The organism is Priestia sp. YIM B13486 (assembly GCF_042787865.1).
Lineage (GTDB): Bacteria > Bacillota > Bacilli > Bacillales > Bacillaceae_H > Priestia > Priestia megaterium.
Genome location: NZ_JBHZOZ010000010.1, coordinates 130,939 through 149,126 on the forward strand (window position 1 = coordinate 130,939; position 18,188 = coordinate 149,126).

Genomic DNA, 18,188 nt, shown 5'->3' on the forward strand with positions numbered 1-18,188 from the left:
TCACCTCATTTCAAGATCTCTGTTTTTAATTCTTCGACACTATAAACAATCCATTTCTTTTCTTCTTTTCGTAATAAAACCTGAATGATGTCATGTGTTTGATCGTCTACATTTTCCTCTTTGATAACCAGATGATTGGTAAACTCTGCGATCACTTTCACCTCATCGTGCCCCCCATCAAACTGTTGAACATAAAGATGAAGGTCACTTGGGTTGGAGCTATACGTATTGCCATAATCAAAGGTTTCTGTTGGATAAAATTGCGCATAAAGTTCTTTGTCCATAATCGCTTTTGCAATCTTTTTTCGCATCTCAAATCCTTCTTTTTCACGATGGTAGGACACATCAATAAACTGTTTGACTGTATCTAGGTACGCTCGCTTTTGTTGTTCTTGCGCAGAAGGAAGCACCTCATTCAATTGCTTTTTCAATTCATTATTTTCCTGTTTTAATGTGTCATTTGTGACTTGAAGTTGTTTCGAAGCTGTCGCTTGAGAGATATTCTGATTGAGGTAGATATTCCAAATGGTCACGCCTGCAATCGCAAGGGCAAGCGCTCCAAATAATATGACACCAGCTTTGTTTTTCATCCTACATTCTCCTTTAAAATCGTTTTACACGTCCGTTAAATTTGTCACCAAAGTAGGTGCCTTTCTCCATACTTGCAATAGCTACACCCGTTTTTCCTTGGCAACCTAAGAACTTATTATCACCGACGTAGATACCCACATGGCCGTCTATCTTATACGTATCAAAGAACACCACATCACCGGGCTTCATGTCTTTTGGATTGATCGCTTGCCCCAGCGTTTTAAGGGTATCGGTTGTGACACCAGACAGTGGACCGACATTCACACCTACCTGTTCAAACGCCCATCTCACAAAACTTGAACAATCAAAACGTCCTGCGTTAATATCAGATTGAGATCGTCCCCCACCGAATACGTAACGTGTTTTTCCTATTAGGGTTTCTCCTGCTTCAATAACTTTCACACCGGATTTACTTCCACTTCCACCACCCGAAGGGGTCGTAGGTTTTCCATCAGTTGCAATGGTTCCTGTGTAATATTTCAATACCGCAGAAACGTACAATGCGTCGCCGTAACATGCCCCGTAGGGTATCATTTCAGGACGTACACAGTGATAATTTCCGGTATGTTTAACTCGTTGATATTGCATTTGCGAAAAGGAAATCGCTAACTCTGGGGTGTACTTTCCTCCATTTTTCATGACATAATTGATAAATCCACCGCCAAAATTATAACTCTGTAGACATAATTTCAAATCATACTTCGCTTTTTCTAGTACACTTTTGAAGTGTAAAACCCCTTTATCAATCGATAATTCCGGGCTCTTAATACAGCCAACCTTACCGTCACAATAGGACTCAGAACTTTGCATCGGATCGCTTCCGCGTCCGCCACTTTCTTGCATCATCAGTGCCATCATAATTGGCACATACGAAATATCTAACCCATGCTTTTGGGCGTACTTTTCAAGCAAAGGTTGATATCTCATGACTTCTGGTGATACATTAGCCGTCCCTACGCCAATGCCTCCACCTTCAATTTCTGTTACCTCTCCTTGTTCATTCTCGCTTTCAAATCCGCCCGTTATGGCGACAAAGGTTCCCATGAGTAAGAGGCCCGATAATCCTAACAGGATCAACGCGCCTCCAATCAAATATTTTTTAGGAATGAGATGCAAAACGACATGCAAGACTTACGCACCTCCTCCGTATAGAGCTTTCTCTTCTTCATCTACTTCGATATGGAAAGGAATGTTTTTTACGGCATCAATGGATAAAATGACATCCCCTGTGGCAAGCTTCGGGATCTCTTCTAGTTCACTGGATGTAATCCCGGTTCCAAAGACACGTTGAATCGTTTCAATGCTGTTTCGGTCTTGTTGCATGATAAATTTATACTGCGTAAATTCAAATAGTTTTTTGATTTCCTCGACGGCTGTTTGATCCGAACCCTCTGGCACAAAGTCACGGATTGAGTGACTCGCAAAGATTAATCCGCCAAAGTACTTTCGGGCTTCTCGGCTGAATTTCCCTAGAAATTGTAGGGCATGTTCATTCCCTTTCCGCGTGTTAATTATATGATGCGCCTCGTCAATGACGATGAGATAACGAATGGCATCTTCAAAGGGAAGTTCACCTCGCCCGTAAGCTTCCATTTGAGGCGCTCCTTGTTGAAGCATGTTATCCCACAACATGTTCATTACATTAAACAGCTGTGCTTGGAAGATTTCGGATTTTAGACTTGATAAGTGACGCAATGAAAAGAAGACGATTTGTTCTTCCGCAAAATTATCAATCGTTGAAATGCCATCAAACAATTGAGCATAGGTTTCAACTAAGTTTGTGATGTGTAGCTCCATTAGTTCTAATCGCTCTTTACGTCCTTCTCCTAAATGAGCATGATGTACTTTCTCTTCACAATCTGCATAGAGTTCTTGACGAATATACGTTAAAAAATCACTAAACGTCGGATATTCCTCAGGGCGGAGACTTGTAATAACATTGTCATCGCCTTTTTCTTCCTCCCATAATTCCCTTTCAATATAAAACTTTCGCAGAAGGTTTTCATATTCTTTGAGTTCTGCATCTGTTGCTTCGGGCGCAATAAAACGGTAGAAAATGGTCAGTTTAGACAAGTGATGCGTAAAGCTTAACGTCTCTTTTTCATCCGTTTTATAGACTTGTAGGGGATTAATTTGCCCTTCCGATCCATCAAGGGAAACTTGCTTTCCTCCCAGTTGCTGCACAAGGTCTTTAAACTCTCCAACGATGTCTAGTCCACGGATCTTATAGCCTTTGATCGCGTTATCCATCGTGACTTTTTTGAGGAAGGTCGATTTCCCAGCCCCCATGCGCCCAATCATGACCGCATTGTAACTTTTTCGCTGTTCATCTTTATGAAACAAATCAAAAATGACGCTGCCGCCTGTGCCAGTTGTACCTTGATAGGTCCCGTAAGGATCATCTAGCTTCATAAAATGAAAAGGAAACCCTCCGGCTAACGCAAGTGCGGGGATTTCCTTTCCTTTTCGTCTATTGGGGTATTTCTTTTGAATATGAAAAGGCGTGACCATCGACTCCCATTCATACTCTTGTTCATTTAAGAAAATGGATCCTCGGAAGTTATGGGTTTCAAGGTGATGAATGACTTCTTTCACGTGTTGTTCCAAGTCAGGAATCGTTTTAGCTGCAAGGTAAATGCGAAGATGAACACGTTTAATGACTTCGCCATTCACCACATGTCGGTACAAGTCTTTCATGTCTAAATATTGTTCCTGGGCATCCATTCGATCAATGTTTTCTTTTGCATTAATATGACGGGCGTTTTGCTCACTCATATTTTTACTAATGGCTGCCACGACTTCTTTACGGTTGTCACTGATCACATCAAGGGTCGTAATCGCATTCGGCATATTCATAATCGGGGCTAACCAGAAGTTATTCACGTTGGTTGGGTAGCCGTATACATGAACGCATGTGGTATACCCGTCACCATTGCGCGTCAGATTTTCTTTGAAGCTTAGGCCTCCTTGCGGCTGAATTTGGGCAATTAAGCGTGGGTTATAGCCTTTCTTTTGTTTTTCTTGTTCAGGTGTTTTCTCTTTTTTACGAAATGGAATAGATATCATCTTGGTTTCATCCTCTCTTCTTGATTTTATCGTTTCTCTATGGGTTCATGAACAAGGTGAAAAGGATTCACGTTTCCCTTTTCGACCTCTATCACTACTTTCGTTCCTCCTACTTGCTGCAGCATATGAGTGAAGCCCTCTATTTTTTTATTCATTAAGCATTCTCCTTCTCTATTGTTTATTGCCGAGCTTGGCATTTTGATTATAAAGTTTATAAAGTAAATCAATTTTCTTTTCTTGTGACACCGTTGATAAAGGCAGAATGGATTGAACATCACGCATGAATTGAGCATGACGGGCGATGACATCCGTTTCCTTGTCCCCATAGAGAAAGAGGAAGTATTCACGATTGGTGCGCCCCCACTCTAAGTATTGCAGTTCCTTTAATTTTTTCTGTAGGAACCGTAGGAATAAGGCATCCTCTGATTGTTGGATTTTCTTTTGTAAAAACTGTTGTTGTTTTTGAGTGGATACAGGTAAATTCAAGGACACCACTTTGAGCGACTTCTCATCCCCTTGATAGCCTTTGGCTAGCATATAAATGTGACGATTCGCATCTTCCTCATTTAATGAGTTTACATCGGTACTTTGAATTTGCCAGATATCAAAATAGCCTCCTTCTTCTTTCAGTTCAAACAGGCCATTCTTGGTTTGATCGATAATTGGAATAATATCCGTTACACTCTTTTTAATTTCTGGCGGTTTTTTCTTTTTCTTTTTCTTTTTTATTTCTCCTTTTGACCCTTCACGGCTAAAAGGAAAAAGCTTTTTTGAGGAACGTGCTGCTTGTTTTTGGATCTCCTTTTCATCAAATATTGCCATGTGGTAACCCTCCTTTATTCATAATCCCGATCAATGGCGCAATAGGTGCTTTTCTTGCGTACCATCGTGAGTAATAAGATTTCATACATCCGTTTTTGAGGATTGGTTACGGGTCGAAGAATCATAATCAGACCAAATATGCCCATAAACACGTAAAACGGAATATGGAGCATCGGATGAATAAAATAGCGTAACATCATCGTGAAAAGTAGTAAGCCGATGATAAACAACAAATCAAATAAATAAAGCGATTTATTAATCTTCAATTCCGTTGAAATCTCTTTGGGAATTGTATAGTTTGCCATCTAGGAATCTCCTTTCCATAAAAAAGAGAAGTAACGCCCGTTACTTCTCATCTAATTTCTTTTGTTTCTTAGACACAAGTTTACGTAAATCTTGCCCCGTATTACGCCCGATTTGATACGAGCGCTTTGTCTTATGAAGCGTTGGTGAGCTTTCAATTCGGTTCTTAACGTTTCCTATTTTCCCTTTAACATTATCACGCACGACATGGGCGATATTCCGCGTTTCTGTCCGGTTTTGATGTGGCATTGGAATATCACTTGTGGAAGCAGGAACCTGATCTTGCTTGATGGTTTCTTTTACCTGACGGGGTTCTTGGGTAGTTGCCACTTGTCTTTGTGCCTGATCCATGTCTCTCGGCATCGTAATAGAAGGTTCATTTATTGATGAAGGAACCTTTGTACTTCCTATAGAAGAGCTGTTTTCACTTGGGCTTCCACCATAACCGGAAGTTTGGATCTCCTCTTGAACAGGCGTACTTACGCTTCCTATAGAAGAACTGCTTTCACTTGGACTTTCACTATAACCGGAAGTTTGGATCTCCTCTTGAACAGGTGTACTTACACTTCCTATAGAAGAGTTGCCTTCACTTGGGCTTCCACTATTTCCAGAAGTCTGCATTTCCTCGTGAAGAGAAGCTCCTCCGTTTTCTACACTAGAAGATGTTCCCTCACTTGAGCTGTTATCATCATAACCAGAAGCTTGCATTTCCTCGTGAAGAGAAGCTCCTCCGTTTTCTACACTAGAAGATGTTCCCTCACTTGAGCTGTTATCATCATAACCAGAAGCTTGCATTTCCTCGTGAAGAGAAGCTCCCCCGTTTTCTACACTAGATGATGTTCCCTCACTTGAGCTGTTATCATCATAACCAGAAGCTTGCATTTCCTCGTGAAGAGAAGCTCCCCCGTTTTCTACACTAGAAGATGTTCCCTCACTTGAGCTGTTATCATCATAACCAGAAGCTTGCATTTCCTCGTGAAGAGAAGCTCCCCCGTTTTCTACACTAGATGATGTTCCCTCACTTGAGCTGTTATCATCGTAACCAGAAGCCGCCATTTCCTCGTGAAGAGAAGCTCCCCCGTTTTCTACACTAGATGATGTTCCTTCACTTGAGCTGTTGTCATCATAACCAGAAGCCGCCATTTCCCCGTGAAGAGAAGCTCCTCCGTTTTCTACACTAGATGATGTTCCTTCACTTGAGCTGTTATCATCATAACCAGAAGCCGCCATTTCCTCGTGAAGAGAAGCTCCTCCGTTTTCTACACTAGATGATGTTCCTTCACTTGAGCTGTTATCATCATAACCAGAAGCCGCCATTTCCTCGTGAAGAGAAGCTCCTCCGTTTCCTGCGATGGCTGTATTTCCTTGTTGCTCTCCCTTTCCGTGGGCATAGTTAATATTTCCTTTTTGTCCACCTTCTTGTTGACCGGATTCTCTGCCTGTTGCGGCTCCTTGCTTCATATCTCCTCCCTGTTGTCCTTTAGAAGCATCTTTTCCATTTCCTCCTCCGACTCCGGCTTTTTTCATTTCTTCATGTAGACTGGATTGTTGGCCGTTATTCCCTTTACTTCCTACTAATCCTTTACCAAGCCCTCCAAGACCTGCGGCAGCTTGAAGAGCACTGCCAGCTGCACCTTTTCCAAGACCTCCAATCCCTTTTGCAAGATCTGTTGCATTTTTGAACGTTCCTTTCGCACCATTCATGGTGCTTTCCATTCCTTTCATCATCGCAAGACCGCCTGCGACAGCTCCCCAACCACTTTTGAGCCCCGCATCAATTCCGAAAAGACGCTCACACATGACCGGTCCATCTACAACTGCAATACTAAAGGCAATCTGAAGAATAAGCGTTGTGACACCTTCTGTGTGTTCAGCTATATAAGTCATCCCTATCAGATAGACCTTCATCGAAATGAAAATCATAATAATCACCAGGAACGTATTCAATATGTTGTGTAGAACAGTTTTTAACTTTTGTCCATCTCCTACATCCGCAGGAGCGACCAATTGTGCTAAAATCGCATTAAACCCTAACTCGTAACAAAGTTTCGCTAGCTTAATAGATGTAAATAACATCGTCATCCCTGTGACAAAAAGAGAAATGGCAATCGTCCAAAAGTTCCAGTGCCAACGATAGTAAAGCTCTGGAAAGAAATCAAACCAGCCATTTTTAAGCTCTACGAGTCCTTCTTTTCCGTCAGGGGTAATGGCTGCTTTATGTGTGAGTATCTTCGTTCCTTCCTCTGAAAGTTTATCTTTTTCATTGACTTTAAAGTCACCATCAATCTTTTCCGTAATGTCAATTAGATCAATACGATTTTGCGGCACTTTATTAGGTTCTTTCAGATTAGGTGTTTTCCACTCATTCACATCAAATTGAGCCACATCGGTTATGTTTTGCTTAATAACCTTTTCACTGACAGTACTATCACCATCTAAATCCACAGCATCAATGGCTTGATCGGTAAACTTATCAGCTTTTACCATACCTGTGTTTAATAAAAGCAACACAGCCATTGAAATAAAAATGTTAATCATGATTTGTTCTCGATTGACTTTTTTATGGATGATTAACATATAACCGATATACAGGAAGGAAAATGCCCATAAGATATAGAGAAACGGCTGAATCTCTTTAATGAAATCTTGAATCGCAGGTGAATTGAAAAAGAGCTTAATGCCTAATACATTGTCTGTAATTCCTTCTAAACTATCAACAAGAAAGGATAGTACTTGTATAATGCCCCACCCTATTTTTCTCAATAGATACGAAGCAATATTCCCTTTATCAAGGTAATCAGCAAATTCATATAGCTTTTTCAGAATCTCTTCATCTTTCATTCTCTTGCCCCCTTTCTACATCCTTACAACCCTTGAAATAAGGCATCTACTGTCATGTTTAATCGCTGATCGAGAAGAGAAACACGAATTTGAATTGGTGCTTCTCCCTTTCTTCCTTTTTCAAGATGGACCGTTCCATCTAACAACCCAATGGCGATCTGTCTTCCTTCCTGTACAAGAGGCGAATATGCCTCTAACATCTGTTCTAATTCTTTTGAAATAGCTCTCATTCTGTTTCTCCTCCTTTAATATAAGTTAGTTTTTGGCATGTTCTCTGTCTTGTTCACACTTTATTAAGATCTTATTGATCGTTTCTTCAATGAGCTGATAATCTTGTCCATCCAGTTGATCCGTATAAGCTGATCCCATAAACGCGTCGTAAAAAGCACCCATAGATTGTTGTTTAAAGACATCAAGTGGAATATCTAAGGAAGGAGCCACTGTGGTTTGCATATACGTCCATACCCCTTCATCCAATGAAAAGAATGCTTCAACCGTTTGGCTTTTCCAGTTCTCACGATTCACATCGGCAAAAGGTTGATCCTTTTCTCCTACAGATGCTTCTTCTTTTAACTCCTCTCCTTTCACTGGTTCTGGCTCTTGTTTGGCTTGTTTTTGGAAGGAGAAGAAGTTTTCAATGACTAGCTCTCTTGGATTCACTTCCTTATGCAAGGATTCAATGTCAATGTCTAACAGTGAGCGATCCGTGTTAAAATCGTCTCCAAGATATTCCCATCGATATTTAAGAGCCGTTTTTCCTGTGTTATGAATGGGATGGGCCTTGATACGTCGACGTGATTGGTCTTGACGCTTTACAACACGCACGACCACGCTTTCGCCTTCTTTCAGTTCCATCAGCTCATTGGGCGTTAATAATGGCTTGGCATCCACACCCTCCGTCTTATTTTTATCCGTTGATAAGGTCTTTCCACTTCGAGACGTAGAATTGATGGTCCCGTCTCCTAACTTCTTTGAAATCTCTTGCGCGGTTTCATAGTTATTCGTTAAAATATAAATGGTGTTTCCGCAGTTCCCTTCAATCGTGGCTGCATCTTCACCATATTTATTTTTGAGCTGCGGATAGGCTTGAATCACTAAATTAAAGCGTATATTTCTTCCTAAACAAACTGTGATAATGTTTGCCATTCCTTCAATCGCCGGCATATTTCCAAATTCATCCATTAAAAACACCACTTCACGATGACACTTGTTTCCTTTAGCCAGTGATGCATTTTTGGCTAATACATAATACAGTTGACGTACGAAAATAGAGGCAATCACATGATTACTAGAATCATAGTCAGGTGTAACCATAAAGATCGCAATTGGCTTTGTAAAATACGTCACTTCACTTACGTGGATGTCCGGATGTTGCTTCTCTACACGAAAAGAGGTCGTTCCTTTTTTTCGGTCTATGTTATAGACCGACACAACCGTTTCATTTTTATGATCGGTGACAATCTGGTCGTTCACCTTTTCAGCAATACGGATCTCATTTTCTTTTGGCTTAATCTCACTTGTAAAATTGAGTTCAAATAAGCCTTTGGCATCCGTTTTAATACTTTCCACTTTCCCATCGGGAAAGGTAACCTCTAGACGCGTAAGAGGTATAGCTTTTCCTTTCAGGGTCTTCCCAAAGCCTACGCGCTTTAAATCCACACTATTTTTAGCCGTCATTTTCGCAATTTCGTCAAACGTAAAAATAGACAATCCATTCATTGTTTGGGTAAAGATCCCGCCTCGTGTAGTACCTTTCGAGAAGTTCGATGTCGCATATTGCATTTTCGCGACGCTATTTGTTGGTAACTCATCAAAGTACATATCTAAAGCATTTTGTGTATTTCCTTTTTTATCAATCACGACTTCTTTCGATCCTAGCTCTGACAACATGTTCGCTACGGTGTACATCGTAATCTTTTCTTCTGTTTTTTCCTTAATGCACTTATCTGTTACGGCTAAAATCATGGCATTACATAGACTCATCGCACATTGTTGCCAAAAGGGATCTTTCGCATTTGGATTGTAGTAAAGCGTGTAGGATAGTGTGTTACAAAGTGCCTGGGCAGTTGAATAATCTCCGTCTTTATACGTTTCTTTAATCATTTCCAACAAGTTATAGCTCATGGATTCTAAGGGGTTTAACAAGTTCAGCACCTCAATGTGATAACCCCTTTTTTCAAGTGTTTCTTTGGACGCTGCGAGCAGTTCAGCTTTGGGATCATTGAGGATTAGTGACGGCTGTTTTTCAGCCCTTGAATACACGTCAATGGCTGGAATGACAAAGGTTTCTCCTTTCCCTGATCGTGTAATCCCGATAATGAGATTATTTACGGGCGTATCGTCAATTAATAAGTGATTACGAGTTGTAAATAGTTGATGGGCTTTAACCAATTTATCCATTCCCTTTAACTTTTGATAGTCGTGCCAGTTATGAATAAGATTGCGCGTTTTGATACGAGAGATTGGTACACCACCTCCGCCTGGATAATGCTCCGTTTTCTCGGGTACTTTTCGATATTGTTTTTGAAGCTCTCGACGTGTTGTAAAGCGTCCCGATCCTTTTTGGTTTTGATTTAAATCTTTGAAGTTGGATCGGACATCATATGTCAATTTGGCCGTGAGTAAGCAGGAAACAAGTGCCATCATGCAGTAGATGGCTGCATACTGTCCTGTGTCAATTTGCCAGAAAAATGAGAGTGACAAATGAAACGGCTGCGGATCAAATACGTCACTAAACGTGGTTTGAATCAGGCTTCGCAGCGTATTGAATAAAAAGTTTAAAACCAGAAGAATAATCACAAAAAAACAAGCACTTAAAGGAATAAGTACTTGTTTCTCAGCTACGATATATTTCATGGACTTATTAGGTTGCATGGTGTACCTCCTGTTGCACATGAGTTGACAGTGGAATCACATACGATGAGCTAGGTGCAAACAAAAAATGCGATTGATCTCTAGCCTCATACTCTTGTTGAAGGTACTGAAAAGCTGTCTTGATGTCCCAACTGACCTCTTTCATATCCTCTTCAGTCACGATATACGCTTGATTTTGGATAAACTCCTCTCTCTCTTGATGAGTAAGTACTGATAATTCTAGAGGCGGTAACTTAGGCTTTATACATACTCTAAACTTATATGCGTGTTTGAGAAAATCATCATTAATCGTGATTGAATCAGCATTTTTGAAAATAACTACCATATGATCTTTCAGAAGAATAATGCTGTTTACACTGTTCGCAATCCGTTGGGCATGAAGAGGAGTCGTATGGAACGTTCCCAACTCTAATTCTAAAAAGAGATTCTCATGTCCATATTCGACACCCACCACAAAAGAGTGTCGATGATTCTTTGTTGTGCTCTGATTGAACATTCTTTTCATCCTTTCTTTAAACTGGAATTAATTCACCCTCCAAATGATAAAGGAGTTGCAACTCCTCGTACGATGTCTGGATGCTTGATGGCTATATATATAATCACTCCCAATAAAAAAGATACCGTGAAGCCCATGTATTTTCTCATCCTAGTTGCCTCCTCTTTTCCTTATATATTTTTCATGGTATCTTCTTGTTTCTTTTGTTGGTCGGCTAGAGATTTAATTTTCTCCTCGTCTTTTTGATCTTTCTTACCTTCCTCCTCCATCTGTTTTTTCGTTGATTCTAATTCTTTTTTGGCTTTTTCATACACAACAATCTTTTGATTCAAGTCTTGATTCTGAATGTGAGCTGCTTCTTCTTTTGCCTCCTTCACTTTATCGAGCTTCAAATACCCGTAAGCCTTCATTTCATACCTCTTATCGGTCATTTCCACCCCCGGTTGCTTCACCATCTCTTCCCACCGTTGTTCTTGATAAGCCAAATCAAATGCACCATTAGGGGTAGGAAACAATTGCTGAAATGCTTTTAAAGCGTCTATATCTTCTTTTTGGGCAATCATATTTTCTACAGTTTGTGGATGATGGTCTTGAATCTTTACAGCTTCCTTATAATTTTTTTGACTAATGAGAAGGCTCGTATAGACGTTTTTTTGTTCTTTCGTTAGGTTTTTCTTTGGAATAGATGAAAGCCTTTTTAAAGCCCCTTTCTGTTCTCCTAAAAGAGCATCCTCATAAACACTAGTTATTTGTTGCTCGAATTTGACTTGTTTTTGTAAATCTTGGATAGTTTCAGCTCGATTGTGAGAAGTAGCCACTGTTGAAAAACATGTAGCTGAAAGGATGAGAAGGGCAAGAACTCCTCCTCCATACATCCATTTTCGATGATGATTAGATGATGAAACGTTCGTTAGGAGATGTTCTCTGGAAGTAGAAAGACCACCTGAATGCCTCAGATGGTCCGGTACCTGTTCGTTCAGTCTTTCCAGAAAAATTCGCTTTCGCGCTTCTTGTTGATCGTTCATTTTTACACCTATTAATGTCTTACAGATATGATCCACCACATGAGAAGCAGCACCTGATCCAAAAGATAAGGCTCCACGATAAAATTCCACGCCGTCGTTGTCGAGGACAACAAAATCAACCTTAGCTTTTTTCTGTTTCTCTTGGTACTCTTTTTCAATCTGTGATGTGACTTCGCATGCTTCTACAACCGGCATCTTATGAAATGCCTTCAATTGGTCAATTTGGTTTTGCATAAATAGGACAGATAGCATGTTTTCCATTCCTTCCTTCTAAAAATGGGCATAGAAAAAAGCTATACAACCCTCGTGTATAGCTTTTCTTAACCACCGAAATGAACATTTGTGTTAACCCCTTCGGCTAACTGATACGCTCCCATGACAACAATCAAACCAATTGCTCCTCCTACAAACCACGCGATACATTTATGACGCCCTCGTTCGCCTCCCAAAATTAAATGGTAGCCTCCTACACAAAAAGCAAGTGCTGCGGCTACCATGGCGATTCGTTGCATCCACTTGATAATCGATTTTCCACTTTCGATGAGCCCTGTCATCCCATCTGCGGCTCCCAGTGTTAAATGAGAGGTTAACTGCGTCACATCTACGCTATTCAATAAATCTAACATGTCTTTCACTCCTCTTATTTGTTAATTTTGCATTGCTGGAATACTTGTTGGCTTTACAGAAACTTGTTCATTTTCCTTTGGTTCGCTTTTCTCCTCCTCTTCTCCTTGGCCTGTAAAAGCACTCAATGCTTGAAGAATTAAATCCTGATTTTCTTCAATGAACTGTTGATGTTGTTGATGAAGCCAATCGTTGTATTTTTGGTCATTGACTTTCAATAACTTCTCGACCAGATCCTTTGACTTCTTTACATCTTTTTGCGAAACAGTCATCTTATCACCACCTTCCAAGGGAAAACATTTATTCTTCAAAGTAGAGTTCTTTTGATGTTTCAATGAAATGAGGTAATTCACTCTCTAATTCAGATGGATCATACTCATCAAGCTTAATCTGTTGCTTTAATTCTCCATCTTTATAAATAGCTAGACTATCAGTACTTTGATCAATGCCATAGTAGGTACGACTTTTTTTCCAATCATACTTTGGATCACCACTATAGATTTCCTTTGCATCTACATCATTTTCCTTTAAAGCTTTTTTCACCTCATGCATATACACATTTCGTGTATCATCATCAAAAGAATACATAATAAACCCTGTACCATCTTCTTTCATGAACTTTTTCATTTCTAGAGGATGTAATTCTTCTAGTTCACCATTTCCTTTCACTTCACTTGAATTGTAGGAAGAGACAAACGCTGTGCCTATTCCAAGAGCCACAACGATTCCTGCCACCGCAGAAATTAACCATTTTTTGTTTTTCATAACCATTCTCCTTTGTTCTTAATATTCAGACATAACAAGCGATTCTGAAACCTACCGAGAGTAATATTTTACCATAGGCTTAGCGATCATCTCTGTCTTTTCAAGGTTATGAAAGGAAATATATACCCGTTTCTGGCTGGAAGGGCAAACCCTATATTGGCATGCATAGTTTTCACTAAGCCCAATAATGCACAACGTTTTCGGCATGTACGAAGAACCTCATGTATCTACTGTTTGGAGTGTTGTCGCTTCTTCGGAGTCACCCTCACGCCACCACTCTTCACAGATCATGGATACACCGTCACTGTTTTGTTGCTAGATCACCGATGAGTTTTAGGACGCACTCATCGAACCTTTTTGTTATCGTATACCTTAACCCCCTTGTGATCCGTTTAGGGGAGGCACGCAATATAATATTATCAATGTACCACTTCTCGTGCTCTCAGCACGTTTCAAAATCGCTTGTATGCTGCATGTAAGAACTAGCAGGTCTTTTGTAAAACTTCCTTCAATTCCTCATCTTTCTTTCTTCGCTTGGCGACGATGGTATGAGCCTGATCCATTACTGAACGTACTTCATAATAAATATCAGCTACACGTTTGATATCGCCCGTTCCCTTTTCTACAGCTACCCCTCCTTTTAACGTATACAACTTTCCATCAAAGGTTTTGGCACTTTTCGCCCGTGCGTCTGATATATCATAGAATGCTAGTCGCTTTTGTTCTTCCATGTTCATCGCCCCTCGTTAAGTATTCTAAAACTTAGTTCATATCCTTGTGACTTGGTAAGAAAATATCTTCTAACTTAAGATCCAATGCCTCTGCGATCTTCTTCATATTTTCAAACGTTGGATATTGACGAGTCCCATTTTCGATTTGAGAAATAGTAGGTTGCGGAACTCCCGACAGTTGAGCTAGATAGGTTTGACTCCACTTTTTCTCCAACCTCTTTTCTTTTATGGTCTTTATTTCCAGCACCTCCTTGAACATAGTGTATTCTATATCGAATAGTTTAGTCAACACTTTTTATTCTTTTTTTAATATTTTTTACCAAAAACACCCTTTATTTATTTCTGATATAATAAAATTAAAAAATTTTGCAATGGTGGATGAATTTATGGATCAATTTAACCTCGAACTTGGAAATAACATTAAAAGCTTTAGAAAGTCTATATTTATGTCGACTACTACATTAGCCGAACTTTCTAATACTTCACAAGGTACGATAAGCAAGATCGAAAACGGTCATTCAACTTCTGATATTAAAACGTTAATAAGGATTTGTAAGGCATTAGGAGTTACCCTATATGACGTGCTTCCAGATGATATTTCAAAAGAATTTAAAACAGATAACCCAAATAAAGAACAACTATTTAACATCCTAAATGACTTGTCACCATCAGAAATCAAAGTCATTTTGAGCTTACTTACAACAGACATAATACCTGTATTAACTAACCTATCTCCCGTAATAAAAGCATTTGAACAACTGGGAGAAAAGGAAAGAAAGCTTTTCACAGACCTTCTAGAATCTATAAAAAGTAACTCCTAAATATAGGATATATAAGTTCTGAAAACTTGCATACTGTGATTTTTCCTCACCCTATTTTGAAAAAGGGGTGATATTTTTTCACCCTCTTTTAGACAAGGGGTGACGAAATATCACCCTTTTTGCAAACAAAAAAAAGTGACTTGTTAATTTAACAAGTCACTTTAGGCCGCCAGTTTTTACTTTATTTATAAGATCTTTTGTATTAGATACAGATAATTTTTTGAAGATGTTTTTAAAATGTGTTTTCAGTGTATTGTCGGATTTATGTGTCTCTAGCGTAATTTTTTTACGTGAGTATCCTTTTTCAATATATTCAAAAACTTCTCTTTCTGCATTAGTTAAATCTTTAAGCTGCTCCTCAGATTTTAAACGACGAAATTCTTTTAATACAGCTTCGACTGGACTAGATTCATTGTTGTAATTAGAACGGATAATTTCTGGTATGCGATGTACATCCTTCTTCAATATATAGTCTGATGCTCCTGCCATAAATGCCTTTTGAATAATGTCTTCCTCCGACATAGACGTTAGCATTATTACCTTTGATGTTTTTTCACGTTTCAATTCTAGAGCTGTATATATGCCATCAAGATTAACCCCTGACAAATTAATATCTACAAGGAAAATGTCTATATTGTTTAAAGCGTGTGAAAGAGTGATCCCTTCCTCTTGCGTTTGAGCACACCCTACTAGGGTCATATCTTCTTCCTTACCAATTAGGTTTTCCATTATGTTAAGCCAATCTGGATCGTCTTCAATTAGTACTACTCGAATTGGATTTTTCATAAACATCACCCTTTTTTAAATGTATTGGAAAAGTTAATTTGATTGTGGTTCCTTCATCAACCTTACTTTCAACTTTCAAGTCTCCACCAGTGTTAAACATTACTTCAAAGCAATGATTTAATCCCAACCCATAATTTAAGTCACCTTTTTTCTTAGTACTAAAAAAAGGATCAGTAACATATTTCAAATCCTCTGATGGAATACCCATTCCATTATCAGAAAAAGCAACCATTATATTTTTACTGTTCTTAGGTGAAATAGTTACCTTTATTTCTCCTCCATCGTCAACTGCCTCAATTGAGTTTTTCAATATATTTATAAACAATTCGTAGGTCTGCGTACGATCACAATATACAGTGTTTTTCTCTGATGAATAGAGTTTTTTAACCTTTATATTCTTCTTGTATAAATCTAATTTCAAATCTTCCAGGCTTTCATCTACTAACTTATTTAAGTCATTCTGACTTTTTATAATCTCGATCTCCTGTGTTTTGCTATGCATACGCTCAATGATCTCTGTCAAATGTTTAGAACTACGATTTATGATTTCAATTGAATTTTGAGAAGATGGATTAAGTTCATCTACGTTTATAGTTTGTAAGCTTGAATTAATTTTATAAATTTGATTCTTTATAGCATGGTTTAATAATGCTGTTCCTTTATTGATTGCTTCTCTAGTCTTTTTATGAGCCTCTCTCTCGTAACGCAGCTTAATTCCATTAAGAGATCCAGCACCCTTTTTCAGAGCTTTCCATAAAAAAATAAAGAATGCTAATACGAGAAAAACAATCATATAGCGCCAATATTGGTGATGATTGTCTATTGCTCTTACAATATAATTTAAAATTAAAGCTGATAACATGACAGGAAATGAAATAGAAATTGTGGTAATGCGTTGCTTTTTCTTGTTGGGATCACTCTCTGTGTACCAAGCGTATATATGGACTAAACAGGCAGCAATAATATAAGGAACTGCCCAATATAACATAGAATGAAAATCCGGTATTATATCAGGGGAATACACGGTTGTTTTGAGCATAAAAATAATCGGGATAGGTAAAAGATACTTACAGATTTGGATAACTCTTTTAGTGAACTTATCACTATAAGTAATGGCCCACATGAGTAAGGCATAAGGAAAAAAGTAAATAGAAATAAAGCCAGTTATAATTCTTAGGTAATATAAAAGCGAGTCTAATAAAGCAAAATCCATATTGAATTTATCTAATGTAGGAAGAAAAGTCTCTATGGTAGCTCTAGAGAGTCCTGCAAATGCTGCACAAACTAGTACAAGAACCCCCCATCTTATAGATGGTGATTTAGGATCGTAACGATAACTAATAATCGCAAATATTGTACTAATTAAAAAGAGAGCAATCATTTAGTATCATTCCGAACGATATCCATGATCTCTAATGGACTTCTAACTAAGAAATCAGGATTACTTTTAGATAAAAGTTCCTCTAAATCATACCCCCAAGTAACAGATATTATTGGGATCTCACTTTTTCTTGCAGCAACAATATCACGATGCTCATCCGCAATAAGGATAATTTCATCTTTTGCTACGTTATGTTTTTTCATGTAACTGTTCATTGTTGTATGTCTTCCAAAAAAGCGACTTGACTGAATAATTTCATCAAAGTATTCCATGTCATTTAATTTCAAAAACTTTTGGATATTTTCTTTAGAGTTAGCTGAAATCATAACAAGCTTAATTCCTAATTCTTTTAGGTTTTTAAGTACCTGTTTCATTTCTTGATTCACTTCTAATGTTGGAATTGATTTTTTGTATCGTTTAACAACATCCATAGTAAGCATAGGAACCTTTAATACGGGCACCTCATACTCTTTGAAACGTTCTTTTACAGTCAATGCTCTAATTCGGTCGCTTTCACTTTGAGGGATTTTTTTGTAGTCATACTTATCGGCAAACTCATTAAAGAGATCGAACACAACTTGACCAGAATCTACAATAGTGCCATCAAAATCACAAATTATTGTTTTAAACATCTCTACACTTCCAATTCATTTAACTAATTAACTTTTTATAGAACACTCGTTTCCTTAATCCTATCAAAGTTCTAACCTCTTTCAAATAGAACATAATTACTTTATTTTACATCTAACCCAATTAAATATTTCCTGTATAAATTCTATTTATTGTAATTAAAATACATAATATTCTTATTACCTACATTTTCCTCTCAATAAAAAGATACATTTTCCCTATATTTACATCCTATTTTTCTTAGAATATTCCCATAGATATTTTCATTAATAATAAAAATATCCCAATTGTAGCTATACAACCTTCTCTCTCTAATAGAATCTGCATCAATGTAATGAAAAAAACAGTTTACTAGGTTGTGTTGCCCATCGACATGCTCTTTATTACCTGGACGTGATGCAGAGCGACATTAAAATTGAGGATTGCCAAGTT

The 18,188-nt window shown here is 38.4% G+C and carries 20 protein-coding genes; 1 reads left to right on the forward strand and 19 read right to left on the reverse strand.

The window, feature by feature from the left end; translation table 11 throughout:
• Nucleotides 1-5: 5 nt before the first annotated feature.
• From ACFX4G_RS22090 to ACFX4G_RS22165, 16 genes are all read right to left on the reverse strand, one after another.
• The gene (locus tag ACFX4G_RS22090; RefSeq protein WP_377559007.1) at nt 6-590 is read right to left on the reverse strand and encodes a MerR family transcriptional regulator; all 585 of its coding nucleotides are present in this window, start codon (nt 588-590) and stop codon (nt 6-8) included.
• Nucleotides 591-603: 13 nt separating this feature from the next.
• Entirely contained in the window at nt 604-1,719 is a 1,116-nt protein-coding gene (locus ACFX4G_RS22095; RefSeq protein ID WP_377576984.1) for a bifunctional lytic transglycosylase/C40 family peptidase, read from the reverse strand.
• A gap of 3 nt (nt 1,720-1,722) precedes the next feature.
• Entirely contained in the window at nt 1,723-3,657 is a 1,935-nt protein-coding gene (locus ACFX4G_RS22100; protein ID WP_377576987.1) for a VirB4 family type IV secretion system protein, read from the reverse strand.
• 26 nt (nt 3,658-3,683) lie between these two features.
• A complete protein-coding gene (locus tag ACFX4G_RS22105) occupies nt 3,684-3,812 on the reverse strand; it encodes a hypothetical protein (RefSeq protein WP_268798492.1) in 129 nt (42 codons plus the stop codon).
• 16 nt (nt 3,813-3,828) lie between these two features.
• On the reverse strand, nt 3,829-4,479 hold the full coding sequence (locus ACFX4G_RS22110; RefSeq protein ID WP_377576990.1) for a hypothetical protein: 651 nt from the start codon (nt 4,477-4,479) through the stop codon (nt 3,829-3,831).
• Nucleotides 4,480-4,493: 14 nt separating this feature from the next.
• On the reverse strand, nt 4,494-4,784 hold the full coding sequence (locus ACFX4G_RS22115) for a DUF5592 family protein (protein WP_060746299.1): 291 nt from the start codon (nt 4,782-4,784) through the stop codon (nt 4,494-4,496).
• Between the two features lie 40 nt (nt 4,785-4,824).
• Complete coding sequence (locus tag ACFX4G_RS22120) at nt 4,825-7,623, reverse strand: pLS20_p028 family conjugation system transmembrane protein (protein WP_377576993.1); 2,799 nt, start codon at nt 7,621-7,623, stop codon at nt 4,825-4,827.
• 23 nt (nt 7,624-7,646) lie between these two features.
• A complete protein-coding gene (locus ACFX4G_RS22125; RefSeq protein WP_029325442.1) occupies nt 7,647-7,853 on the reverse strand; it encodes a hypothetical protein in 207 nt (68 codons plus the stop codon).
• 25 nt (nt 7,854-7,878) lie between these two features.
• Nucleotides 7,879-10,497 (reverse strand): VirD4-like conjugal transfer protein, CD1115 family, encoded by a 2,619-nt coding sequence (locus tag ACFX4G_RS22130; protein WP_377558998.1) that lies wholly within the window; start codon nt 10,495-10,497, stop codon nt 7,879-7,881.
• Nucleotides 10,487-10,993 carry a hypothetical protein gene (locus tag ACFX4G_RS22135; protein ID WP_377558996.1) on the reverse strand — a complete coding sequence of 169 codons (507 nt, stop codon included), beginning with the start codon at nt 10,991-10,993 and terminating at the stop codon, nt 10,487-10,489. The genes ACFX4G_RS22130 and ACFX4G_RS22135 overlap by 11 nt, the downstream gene beginning before the upstream one ends.
• Nucleotides 10,994-11,163: 170 nt before the next feature.
• Nucleotides 11,164-12,279 (reverse strand): hypothetical protein, encoded by a 1,116-nt coding sequence (locus ACFX4G_RS22140; RefSeq protein ID WP_377576996.1) that lies wholly within the window; start codon nt 12,277-12,279, stop codon nt 11,164-11,166.
• Nucleotides 12,280-12,338: 59 nt separating this feature from the next.
• The gene (locus ACFX4G_RS22145; protein ID WP_055990036.1) at nt 12,339-12,644 is read right to left on the reverse strand and encodes a hypothetical protein; all 306 of its coding nucleotides are present in this window, start codon (nt 12,642-12,644) and stop codon (nt 12,339-12,341) included.
• A 21-nt stretch (nt 12,645-12,665) separates the two neighbouring features.
• Nucleotides 12,666-12,914 carry a hypothetical protein gene (locus tag ACFX4G_RS22150; RefSeq protein ID WP_061860170.1) on the reverse strand — a complete coding sequence of 83 codons (249 nt, stop codon included), beginning with the start codon at nt 12,912-12,914 and terminating at the stop codon, nt 12,666-12,668.
• Nucleotides 12,915-12,942: 28 nt separating this feature from the next.
• Nucleotides 12,943-13,407 carry an ABC transporter permease family protein gene (locus ACFX4G_RS22155; RefSeq protein WP_377576999.1) on the reverse strand — a complete coding sequence of 155 codons (465 nt, stop codon included), beginning with the start codon at nt 13,405-13,407 and terminating at the stop codon, nt 12,943-12,945.
• Between the two features lie 482 nt (nt 13,408-13,889).
• Nucleotides 13,890-14,138, reverse strand: coding sequence for a hypothetical protein (locus ACFX4G_RS22160; RefSeq protein WP_274582673.1), 249 nt, complete (start codon nt 14,136-14,138; stop codon nt 13,890-13,892).
• A 31-nt stretch (nt 14,139-14,169) separates the two neighbouring features.
• Nucleotides 14,170-14,427 (reverse strand): helix-turn-helix transcriptional regulator, encoded by a 258-nt coding sequence (locus ACFX4G_RS22165; protein ID WP_377577002.1) that lies wholly within the window; start codon nt 14,425-14,427, stop codon nt 14,170-14,172.
• 97 nt (nt 14,428-14,524) lie between these two features.
• On the opposite strand from ACFX4G_RS22165, the gene ACFX4G_RS22170 reads away from it, so the two are divergent.
• Entirely contained in the window at nt 14,525-14,959 is a 435-nt protein-coding gene (locus ACFX4G_RS22170; RefSeq protein WP_211079594.1) for a helix-turn-helix domain-containing protein, read from the forward strand.
• Between the two features lie 156 nt (nt 14,960-15,115).
• On the opposite strand, the gene ACFX4G_RS22175 is transcribed toward ACFX4G_RS22170, so the two are convergent.
• Genes ACFX4G_RS22175 through ACFX4G_RS22185 form a run of 3 tightly spaced genes read right to left on the reverse strand, consistent with a single transcriptional unit; the run spans nt 15,116 to nt 17,758 of the window.
• Complete coding sequence (locus tag ACFX4G_RS22175; protein ID WP_377558990.1) at nt 15,116-15,745, reverse strand: response regulator; 630 nt, start codon at nt 15,743-15,745, stop codon at nt 15,116-15,118.
• On the reverse strand, nt 15,714-17,126 hold the full coding sequence (locus ACFX4G_RS22180) for an ATP-binding protein (protein WP_377577005.1): 1,413 nt from the start codon (nt 17,124-17,126) through the stop codon (nt 15,714-15,716). The genes ACFX4G_RS22175 and ACFX4G_RS22180 overlap by 32 nt, the downstream gene beginning before the upstream one ends.
• Nucleotides 17,123-17,758 carry an HAD hydrolase-like protein gene (locus ACFX4G_RS22185; RefSeq protein ID WP_098602761.1) on the reverse strand — a complete coding sequence of 212 codons (636 nt, stop codon included), beginning with the start codon at nt 17,756-17,758 and terminating at the stop codon, nt 17,123-17,125. The genes ACFX4G_RS22180 and ACFX4G_RS22185 overlap by 4 nt, the downstream gene beginning before the upstream one ends.
• Nucleotides 17,759-18,188: the final 430 nt, after the last annotated feature.

Coding starts and splice junctions, on each gene's coding strand:
- ACFX4G_RS22160 (WP_274582673.1), bottom strand. CDS start 14,138: ATGGAAGAACAAAAGCGACTAGCATTCTATGATATATCAGACGCACGG.
- ACFX4G_RS22120 (WP_377576993.1), bottom strand. CDS start 7,623: ATGAAAGATGAAGAGATTCTGAAAAAGCTATATGAATTTGCTGATTAC.
- ACFX4G_RS22090 (WP_377559007.1), bottom strand. CDS start 590: ATGAAAAACAAAGCTGGTGTCATATTATTTGGAGCGCTTGCCCTTGCG.
- ACFX4G_RS22110 (WP_377576990.1), bottom strand. CDS start 4,479: ATGGCAATATTTGATGAAAAGGAGATCCAAAAACAAGCAGCACGTTCC.
- ACFX4G_RS22180 (WP_377577005.1), bottom strand. CDS start 17,126: ATGATTGCTCTCTTTTTAATTAGTACAATATTTGCGATTATTAGTTAT.
- ACFX4G_RS22185 (WP_098602761.1), bottom strand. CDS start 17,758: ATGTTTAAAACAATAATTTGTGATTTTGATGGCACTATTGTAGATTCT.
- ACFX4G_RS22115 (WP_060746299.1), bottom strand. CDS start 4,784: ATGGCAAACTATACAATTCCCAAAGAGATTTCAACGGAATTGAAGATT.
- ACFX4G_RS22145 (WP_055990036.1), bottom strand. CDS start 12,644: ATGTTAGATTTATTGAATAGCGTAGATGTGACGCAGTTAACCTCTCAT.
- ACFX4G_RS22105 (WP_268798492.1), bottom strand. CDS start 3,812: ATGAATAAAAAAATAGAGGGCTTCACTCATATGCTGCAGCAAGTAGGA.
- ACFX4G_RS22175 (WP_377558990.1), bottom strand. CDS start 15,745: ATGAAAAATCCAATTCGAGTAGTACTAATTGAAGACGATCCAGATTGG.
- ACFX4G_RS22170 (WP_211079594.1), top strand. CDS start 14,525: ATGGATCAATTTAACCTCGAACTTGGAAATAACATTAAAAGCTTTAGA.
- ACFX4G_RS22125 (WP_029325442.1), bottom strand. CDS start 7,853: ATGAGAGCTATTTCAAAAGAATTAGAACAGATGTTAGAGGCATATTCG.
- ACFX4G_RS22155 (WP_377576999.1), bottom strand. CDS start 13,407: ATGAAAAACAAAAAATGGTTAATTTCTGCGGTGGCAGGAATCGTTGTG.
- ACFX4G_RS22100 (WP_377576987.1), bottom strand. CDS start 3,657: ATGATATCTATTCCATTTCGTAAAAAAGAGAAAACACCTGAACAAGAA.
- ACFX4G_RS22150 (WP_061860170.1), bottom strand. CDS start 12,914: ATGACTGTTTCGCAAAAAGATGTAAAGAAGTCAAAGGATCTGGTCGAG.
- ACFX4G_RS22130 (WP_377558998.1), bottom strand. CDS start 10,497: ATGCAACCTAATAAGTCCATGAAATATATCGTAGCTGAGAAACAAGTA.
- ACFX4G_RS22140 (WP_377576996.1), bottom strand. CDS start 12,279: ATGGAAAACATGCTATCTGTCCTATTTATGCAAAACCAAATTGACCAA.
- ACFX4G_RS22135 (WP_377558996.1), bottom strand. CDS start 10,993: ATGTTCAATCAGAGCACAACAAAGAATCATCGACACTCTTTTGTGGTG.